Raw genomic sequence first — 8,423 nt, 5'->3', positions numbered from 1 at the left:
TCTAGTCTCTAGTCTCTAGTCTCTAGTCTCTAGTCTCTAGTCTCTAGTCTCTAGCGGTGTCTCGCAGAAATGTAAAGACAAAAAACACAAACAGTAGATGAGTTGTATTCTTTGCCACAAAGGCGAGAGGTCTCAATTTATGCTGTTTGAAAAACTGAGTGTTTGGCAACGCTCATCAAAATTAGCTTGTTCGGTATTTAATACATTTGAGCGTAACAAGAATTTTGCGCTTAAAGATCAAGTGTTTCGTTCATCCCTATCAATACCCTCAAATATTGCAGAAGGGGAAGAACGCGAAACATCAAAAGAAAAAGTTCGCTTTTACTACTACGCCAAAGGCTCATGTGGTGAATTGGTTACTCAGCTTCAAATCGCGATTAAAACCGAACAAATAGAACGAGAAGCTGGTTTGGTAATGGTCCGTGAAGCAAGAGAAATTGCAAAAATCCTTGCTAGCTTGATAACACGGCACAAACGCGCACTCAAAGCAGCAACCTGAAAAATAAAAGGAAGGTATGGCACCTGAATCCTAGTTTCTAGTCTCTAGTTTCTAGTCTCTGTTGCCTCATGGTTTATGACTAAGCAAAATATCGAATACTACCAACCCCCCATCCCCCCAATGGCGGCCGATGATGAAATCGATCTGCGCGAATTATTTGCTGCTTTATGGCAAGGCAAATGGTTAATCATTGCGGTGACGTTTGTGTTTGCCTTGGGCGGAGTGGGGTATTCATTATCGCTTCCTAATACCTACAAATCCGAGGCTTTACTGGCGCCTGCTAATGACCAAGGCGGTGGGGGCTTAGCCAGCATGGCCGGGCAATTAGGTGGTTTGGCCTCGCTAGCTGGGGTTAACCTTGGCAGCGGTGGCGGCAGTGAAACCCAAATTGCGCTAGCCACTCTAAAATCACGCCAGTTTATTAGCGAGTTTGTGCATAAACATCAGTTAGCGGTGCCGTTGGCGGCGACTGAAGGGTGGGATGCTGAGACCAACCAATGGCTGATTAACGCAGACCGTTATAACTCAGAGACGCAAACCTGGTTAAAACCGGACGATATGCCAGCAGATCAACCAGCGATGCCAACGGATTGGCAATTATATAAAACGTTTTCATCCAAGCTAGAAACCAATACCCAAAAAGACAACGGCTTAATTACCATCAGCTTTGAATCACAGTCGCCGGTGTTCGCGCAACAAGTGGTGGAGCTGTTAGTGAATGACATCAACGCCCATGTAAAAAAAGAGAAACTGGCAGAAACCAAAACTAACATTGGCTACTTGCGCCAACAGCTAGAAAACACCAACCTCACTCAAATGCAGAATGTGTTCTACCAGTTGATTGAAGAGCAAACCAAAAGCTTGATGCTGGCTGAAGTGCAAGACGAATTTGTGTTCAAAACTGTTGACCCGGCCATTGTCCCCGAAGAAAAAGCCGGCCCGAAACGGGCGCTGATTTGTGTGCTGGCAACGCTACTTGGCGGCATGCTGGGTGTGGCGATTGTGTTAGTGAGATTTGCGTTTAGGAAAGAAGATGTATAACCGTTTAAAAACGCTGTTTAATTTATTAACAGCGAATCAACGCAAAAGGCTCATCCGGCTACAATTATTGGTTGTTCTGATGGCTTTTGCCGAGCTAACCGGCGTAGTCGCAATTGGCCCTTTTATGGCTTTAGTCGGCGATATCAGCCAGCTCCAAGGAGAAGGTAAGTTTGCACAGCTCTATCAGTATAGCGGGCTAGCCAATCCAAGTGATTTTATCTTTTGGGTAGGTGTCATTGTACTTGTTGCCCTTGCCATTGCGGCAATGATTTCTATGTACACCATTTGGCGTCTTTCTTTGTATGCACAACAAGTAGGCGCGGAGCTATCAACGCGTCTTTACCGCTATTACATGAGTCAGCCTTGGCTATTTCACGCCGGGGGGAGTAGCAGTCAATTAACCAATAAAGTTGCGCAAGAGTCAGATCGAATCACCCAAAATGTCATTCAACCGACCATGCAGTTGGTTGCTAAGTCTGTACTGGCGATAGTAATGGCGACCGCAATCTTTATTTATAACCCACTGGTTGCTCTTTCTGGCTTGGGTATCTTTGCGTGTGCCTATATTGTTCTCTATCGGACGGTACGTAAAAAGCTATCGCAAAATGGCATTAATATCACTAATGCGAATCGCCAACGTTTTAACTTGATGAATGAAGGGTTTGGCGGGATAAAAGATACGTTATTACTGGGCCGCCAAACTGACTTTAACCAGCGTTATCAAAGTGCCAGTGAACGCTTTGGTAACGCCCAAGGCCGTAACCGTGGTCTATCTGAAGTCCCGCGTTATGCGATGGAGCTGGTTGCGTTTGGCTCGGTGATTTTTCTGGTGCTGTATTTGGTTAAAACACATGATGGTAACCTAGGCCAAATCCTACCGATTTTGTCAGTTTACGCACTCGCCGGCTTCAAGTTGCTCCCCGCGTTTCAGCAGATTTATACGGGAGTGGCACAAATTCGCGGTAACTTATCGGCGTTTGATAACCTTGAGGCCGATCTTATTGCGAGCCAATATGTGACTGAAACTAGCCCTACGCGTGACAAGCTCAAGCCTGAACATCAGGTGCGGCTTGATAATGTGACTTTTCAATATCCAGGTAAAGAAGAGCCCGCTCTACGTAGCTTGTCTCTCGAACTACCCGTTAACCAGGTGATTGGTTTAGTGGGGGCGTCAGGGTCAGGTAAATCAACGGCCATTGATATTTTACTCGGCCTTATTGAGCCCAGCCAAGGTAGCTTACAGGTAGATGGAAAGCGAATCACTACTGATAAAGTGCGTGCATGGCAGAACAATATAGGCTTTGTGCCGCAGAGTATTTTTCTCTCCGATGCCACCATTCGTGAAAATATCGCCTTTGGTTTACCAATAGGCGAAATTGACGAGCAGAAAGTGCTAAAAGCGGCCAAGATGGCGCATTTAGAAGAATTACTCGAGCAATTGCCAAACGGTTTAGATACGCGCGTTGGCGAGCGCGGTGTGCAACTGTCGGGCGGTCAGCGGCAACGGATTGGCATTGCTCGCGCACTGTATGATGATGCAGATGTGCTAGTGCTTGATGAAGCCACCAGTGCGTTAGACGGCATTACTGAAAAGCTGGTGATGGATGCTATCCATGACTTTGCTGGCAATAAAACCATTATCATGATCGCGCATCGGCTCAGTACTGTTCAACAGTGTGATTGTATTTATATGCTTGGAAATGGCGAGGTACTTGACGCTGGAACTTATGATGAGCTACTAAATCGTAACGCATCTTTTCAAAAAATGGCTCGCCATAGTTGAGAATAGTTAGTATGAAAATTTTAGTCACAGGCGGCGCTGGCTTTATTGGCTCTGCGGTTATTCGCCATATTATTCAACACACTAACGACAGTGTGGTCAATATCGACAAACTGACTTACGCGGGTAACCTTGAATCTTTGGCTTCAGTTGCCGACAGCGCTCGCTACGCGTTTGAGCAAGTGGATATTTGTAACCGTGCCGAATTAGATCGCGTCTTTGCCGAGCATCAACCTGATGCGGTGATGCATCTAGCGGCTGAATCGCACGTTGACCGCTCAATCGACGGTCCCGCGGCCTTTGTCGAAACCAATATTTTGGGTACCTATACCCTACTAGAAGCGACTCGTGAGTATTGGAACCAGCTGGACGACAGTGCTAAACAAGCGTTTCGTCTCCATCATATCTCCACCGATGAAGTATATGGTGATCTCCCACATCCAGATGATGTTAAACAGGGGGCGGAATCAGCGAATGAGCCGCTGCCGATGTTCTTAGAAACCACTCCCTATGCACCTTCAAGCCCTTATTCAGCTTCTAAAGCCTCAAGTGATCATTTGGTTCGTGCTTGGTTGCGAACTTATGGCTTACCGACCATCGTCACCAACTGCTCGAACAATTATGGCCCATACCATTTTCCTGAAAAGCTGATCCCGCTGGTGATTCTGAATGCCTTAGCAGGTAAAGCCTTACCTATTTATGGCAAAGGCGATCAAATCCGTGACTGGCTGTTTGTTGAAGATCATGCACGAGCGCTATACAAGGTGGTCACGGAAGGCGAAGTCGGTGAGACCTACAACATCGGTGGCCACAACGAAAAGAAAAACGTTGAGGTAGTCGAAGCGATTTGTGCCATTTTAGACACATTGGTACCGAAAACGACTTCTTATGCTGAGCAAATCACCTACGTGCAAGATCGCCCAGGGCATGACCGTCGCTATGCGATTGACTCAAGTAAAATGCAAAAAGCGCTCGGCTGGACACCGGTTGAGACCTTTGAAACGGGTTTGAAAAAAACGGTGCAATGGTATTTAGATAATCAAACCTGGTGTCAACATGTTCAGGATGGTAGTTACCAAGGTGAACGCTTGGGCGTAAACTAGCTTTCAAGCTTTTTCAAATTTCTGGTTCTAGACCCTAGCTTTTCCTAGGACCTAGAACCTAGGAACTAGGACCTATTTTTTTATGAAAGGTATTATTCTAGCGGGTGGGTCAGGCACACGCTTGTTCCCGATCACAATGGGTGTCTCCAAACAGCTGCTACCCGTTTACGATAAACCAATGATCTACTATCCGCTGTCCGTGTTAATGCTAGCGGGTATTCGTGAGATTTTGATTATCACCACCTCAGAAGATCAAGATAGCTTTCAGCGACTACTTGGTGATGGCAGCCAATTTGGGATCAAGCTTGAATATGCAATCCAACCCTCGCCTGACGGCCTTGCACAAGCCTTTATCATCGGTGAAGAGTTTATTGGCGATTCGTCAGTCTGTTTAGTCTTGGGTGACAATATTTTCTGGGGGCAAGGGTTTCGGCCTAAGCTGCAGCAAGCCGTCGCGAATGCAGAAAGTGGTAAAGGCGCGACTGTGTTCGGTTATCAAGTGAAAGATCCTGAGCGTTTTGGTGTGGTTGAGTTTGATAAAGAGCAACGAGCGATTTCAATAGAAGAAAAGCCACAAAAGCCGAAAAGTAACTTTGCCGTCACTGGGTTATATTTTTACGACAATGATGTTGTTGAACTGGCCAAAGAAGTACAACCTTCAGAACGTGGTGAGTTAGAGATCACCTGCCTGAATCAGATGTATCTAAAACGCAAAAAGCTCAATGTGGAATTACTGGGGCGTGGCTATGCGTGGCTTGATACCGGCACCCATGAAAGCTTATTAGAAGCTGCCCAATTTGTGGAAACCATTGAAAAACGCCAAGGCTATAAAATTGCGTGTTTGGAAGAGATAGCCCACAGCCAACAGTGGCTATCTACTGAACAAGTGTCTGCGCGTGCGGATCTAATGGCTAAGAATGGTTATGGACAGTATCTTTCATCTCTTTTAGAGGGCCACGTATGAGCTTAATTAAATGGATTGAATTTCCTTGTTTGGGCGATGAACGTGGTAATTTGGTTGCTTTAGAAGGATTGAAAAACATTCCTTTTGCAATAAAGCGTATTTATTACATTTTTGATACCAAATCAGGCGTGGTGCGTGGCTTACATGCACATAAAGCTCTTAAGCAAGTTGCGATTGCTGTTAAAGGAAGTTGTCGCTTTGTGCTTGATGATGGAGCAACTCGGGAAGAAGTTATCCTCGATTGTCCAACCAAAGGAATATTAATTGACTCATGTATCTGGCGCGAAATGCACGATTTTAGCGAAGATTGTGTGCTGATGGTGGTTGCGAGCGAGCACTATGATGAAAATGATTATATTCGTGATTATCCCAAATTTTTGCAAGAGGTGAATAATGAAAATACACCCCCTCAGTGATGTTGCCTCTTCATCGATAGGAGAAGGAACAACCATTTGGCAATTTTCGGTTGTTCTTGCAGGAGCAAGAATTGGTAAAGATTGTAATTTGTGTGCGCATACCTTTGTAGAAAATGATGTTGTATTAGGCGATAGGGTGACGATAAAAAATGGTGTGTATCTTTGGGATGGTATTACGCTTGATGATGATGTGTTTATCGGTCCATGTGTAGCGTTTACCAATGACAAGTTTCCCCGCTCTAAGCAATATCCTAACAGTTTTCCGAGAATTCATATTCAAGAAGGCGCATCAATTGGAGCTAACGCAACAATATTGCCTGGTATAACCGTTGGTAAAAATGCCATGGTTGGTGCGGGCTCTGTTGTCACTAAAGATGTACCGGAAAAAGCAGTGGTGGTCGGTAATCCGGCAAGAGTGATCAGGTATATAGAGGCGTAGAAAAGCGTGGTTTCATTTTTAGATTTAAAAGCAATCAACCAAAAGTATCAACAAGAACTAAAACAAGCTTGTGCACGAGTGATTGACTCTGGTTGGTATATCCAAGGCCAAGAACTGCAACAGTTTGAGGCGGAATTTGCAACCTATTGTGGTACCAAGCAAGCGATTGGTGTGGCGAATGGTTTGGATGCACTGACACTGGTGCTTCGAGCGTGGAAAGAACTAGGTAAGCTACAACAAGGGGATGAAGTGATTGTCCCAGCGAATACTTACATAGCCAGCATTTTAGCCATTACTGAAAATTGCCTAACGCCAGTACTGGTGGAGCCGGATCTCAATACCTATAACTTAAGCCAAGAAGGTATCAAAGCTGCGATAACGCCGAAGACCAAAGCGATTCTACCAGTCCATCTGTATGGCTTAATCTCACCCATGCCTGAGATTATGCAAATCGCGCAAGAGAATGATTTACTGGTACTTGAAGACTGTGCCCAAGCACATGGCGCAGAGATCGGTGGCAAACGCGCAGGTAATTGGGGCCATGCGGCAGGCTTTAGTTTTTACCCTGGTAAAAACCTAGGGGCACTAGGCGATGCGGGAGCCATTACCACTGACGATGCCGATCTTGCTGAGACTTTGAAAGCTTTACGTAACTATGGCTCCCACAAAAAATACCAAAACCTCTATCAAGGTGTGAATAGTCGCTTAGATGAAATCCAAGCGGCGATGCTACGTGTAAAATTGGCACATTTAGACAGTGACACCGCTCGTCGGCAACAAATTGCGGCCATGTATTGTGAAGGGATCAACAACCCAAACATCGTGCTACCCATTCAAGATTCAGAACTCAACATTAAAGATGATAAATCCCACGTTTGGCATTTATTTGTTGTACGTTGTGAGCAACGACAAGCATTGCAACAATGGTTGATGAAGCACGACATACAAAGCCTGATTCATTACCCAATCCCGCCGCATCAACAGCAGGCTTATGCAGAATGGCAGGATGAAAAACTCCCTATTACGGGGTTAATTCACGAAGAAATTCTTAGCTTGCCTATAAGTCCCATTATGACAGATCAAGATGTACATAAGGTGATAAAGAACATTAATGATTTTATTTTTAGCATCTAATGTGTAAATAATTTTTGCTCTAGCCCGTATTATGAAATCTTTAAGCCTAATAAGTATGTTTTTCTAGATGGCTATTTTTTCTGAAAATGCACATCCTGACTGGATAAAGCAACGTGAAGAAACTTTTAATATTATAAATGAACGCACTATACCCAATTAACTTGAAGATGCATGATTAAACATCTGAAAGTTATCGTTGATACGAGACGTCAAAGACCCTGCGATCTCAGGGAGAGTCACAGTAAAAAATTGGTCAATCGATTGAGCAAAATCCCGCTTGGTTTTGAAGTAACAATTATTCCGTGCATGCTCGTTCATGACCTTCCATAACCGTTCTATTGGATTGAGGTTTGGGCTATAAGGTGGCAGGTAATGAAGCTCTATATTGAGCACATAGGCGGCATCTTTCACTAAGTCAGTGCGGTGATAGCCCGCACCGTCCAAGATAAGATGAACCTTGTGATTCAGCGGATAGCTTTCCCTTATCTTGCAGAAAAACCGAACAATGTTCTCGCTGCAGGGAAAACGCATGAAGATCCGCGCCATGCCTGGGCTAGCGATTTAATGACTTATTTGTCAATTAAAGCTTAAAACCGTGCGTTGTACCATGTTTATTAATTAAAATGAGTGAAAATAGAGGATCAATTTGTTGATCATTTTCAGTGCGATTTAATGGTCTCCTAATGTTTAGGAGATTAAAAATGACAGAAGAAAAAAGTCCATTTATGCATTTCGTTTCCATCAAAGATATTCGCCAAGAAGGAAAAGTTGAACATACGTTATCAGATATTATTTTGATAACGATCTGTGCGGTGCTCTCTGGCCATGATACCTGGAAAGGCATTAGTGATTATGGCCGTAAGCAGCGCGATTTCTTATTACGTTTTGGCTTTTCAGGTAAAACGTCACCGTCGGCAGATACGATCGCAAGAGTGATGGGGACCATCAGTCCAAATGCATTACAAAAAGCCTTTATAGAATGGATGAAATCGTGTCATGAATTAACGGATGGCGAAGTGGTTGCCATTGATGGAAAAACACTAAGGG

At 44.5% G+C, this 8,423-nt stretch carries 9 protein-coding genes and 1 pseudogene; 9 read left to right on the top strand and 1 reads right to left on the bottom strand.

Annotated features, from left to right (window positions below):
* The first annotated feature begins 139 nt into the window (after window positions 1–139).
* From HLG76_RS14455 to HLG76_RS14420, 8 genes are all read left to right on the top strand, one after another.
* On the top strand, window positions 140–499 hold the full coding sequence (locus tag HLG76_RS14455) for a four helix bundle protein (protein ID WP_175993914.1): 360 nt from the start codon (window positions 140–142) through the stop codon (window positions 497–499).
* Between the two features lie 75 nt (window positions 500–574).
* On the top strand, window positions 575–1,540 hold the full coding sequence (locus HLG76_RS14450) for a Wzz/FepE/Etk N-terminal domain-containing protein (RefSeq protein WP_175993913.1): 966 nt from the start codon (window positions 575–577) through the stop codon (window positions 1,538–1,540).
* Window positions 1,533–3,323, top strand: coding sequence for an ABC transporter ATP-binding protein (locus tag HLG76_RS14445; protein WP_175993912.1), 1,791 nt, complete (start codon window positions 1,533–1,535; stop codon window positions 3,321–3,323). The genes HLG76_RS14450 and HLG76_RS14445 overlap by 8 nt, the downstream gene beginning before the upstream one ends.
* 11 nt (window positions 3,324–3,334) lie before the next feature.
* Window positions 3,335–4,423, top strand: coding sequence for a dTDP-glucose 4,6-dehydratase (gene rfbB, locus HLG76_RS14440; protein WP_175993911.1), 1,089 nt, complete (start codon window positions 3,335–3,337; stop codon window positions 4,421–4,423).
* An 82-nt stretch (window positions 4,424–4,505) separates the two neighbouring features.
* Window positions 4,506–5,387: a glucose-1-phosphate thymidylyltransferase RfbA gene (gene rfbA / locus HLG76_RS14435; protein WP_217706603.1), complete on the top strand. Its 882-nt coding sequence runs from the start codon at window positions 4,506–4,508 to the stop codon at window positions 5,385–5,387.
* Window positions 5,384–5,803, top strand: a complete 420-nt coding sequence (locus HLG76_RS14430) for an FdtA/QdtA family cupin domain-containing protein (protein WP_175993910.1) — start codon at window positions 5,384–5,386, stop codon at window positions 5,801–5,803. The genes rfbA and HLG76_RS14430 overlap by 4 nt, the downstream gene beginning before the upstream one ends.
* The gene (locus tag HLG76_RS14425; protein WP_175993909.1) at window positions 5,781–6,242 is read left to right on the top strand and encodes an acyltransferase; all 462 of its coding nucleotides are present in this window, start codon (window positions 5,781–5,783) and stop codon (window positions 6,240–6,242) included. Before HLG76_RS14430 ends, HLG76_RS14425 begins: the two co-directional genes overlap by 23 nt.
* A gap of 6 nt (window positions 6,243–6,248) precedes the next feature.
* Entirely contained in the window at window positions 6,249–7,376 is a 1,128-nt protein-coding gene (locus HLG76_RS14420; protein WP_175993908.1) for a DegT/DnrJ/EryC1/StrS family aminotransferase, read from the top strand.
* A 156-nt stretch (window positions 7,377–7,532) separates the two neighbouring features.
* Here the strand turns inward: HLG76_RS14420 and HLG76_RS14415 are convergent.
* Window positions 7,533–7,892, bottom strand: a pseudogene (locus tag HLG76_RS14415) (IS630 family transposase); the annotation flags it as partial.
* 185 nt (window positions 7,893–8,077) lie between these two features.
* On the opposite strand from HLG76_RS14415, the gene HLG76_RS14410 reads away from it, so the two are divergent.
* On the top strand, window positions 8,078–8,423 hold a 346-nt coding region (locus HLG76_RS14410), incomplete at its 3' end, for an ISAs1 family transposase (protein ID WP_175993907.1).

This window comes from Salinivibrio sp. EAGSL (genome assembly GCF_013366455.1).
Lineage (GTDB): Bacteria > Pseudomonadota > Gammaproteobacteria > Enterobacterales > Vibrionaceae > Salinivibrio > Salinivibrio costicola.
This window is presented reverse-complemented; position numbering and strand designations above follow the sequence as displayed.

Bases quoted from the DNA above. Each gene is read 5' to 3' on its own strand.
- HLG76_RS14450 (WP_175993913.1), top strand. From the start codon at position 575: ATGACTAAGCAAAATATCGAATACTACCAACCCCCCATCCCCCCAATG.
- rfbA (WP_217706603.1), top strand. From the start codon at position 4,506: ATGAAAGGTATTATTCTAGCGGGTGGGTCAGGCACACGCTTGTTCCCG.
- HLG76_RS14455 (WP_175993914.1), top strand. From the start codon at position 140: ATGCTGTTTGAAAAACTGAGTGTTTGGCAACGCTCATCAAAATTAGCT.
- HLG76_RS14425 (WP_175993909.1), top strand. From the start codon at position 5,781: ATGAAAATACACCCCCTCAGTGATGTTGCCTCTTCATCGATAGGAGAA.
- rfbB (WP_175993911.1), top strand. From the start codon at position 3,335: ATGAAAATTTTAGTCACAGGCGGCGCTGGCTTTATTGGCTCTGCGGTT.
- HLG76_RS14445 (WP_175993912.1), top strand. From the start codon at position 1,533: ATGTATAACCGTTTAAAAACGCTGTTTAATTTATTAACAGCGAATCAA.
- HLG76_RS14430 (WP_175993910.1), top strand. From the start codon at position 5,384: ATGAGCTTAATTAAATGGATTGAATTTCCTTGTTTGGGCGATGAACGT.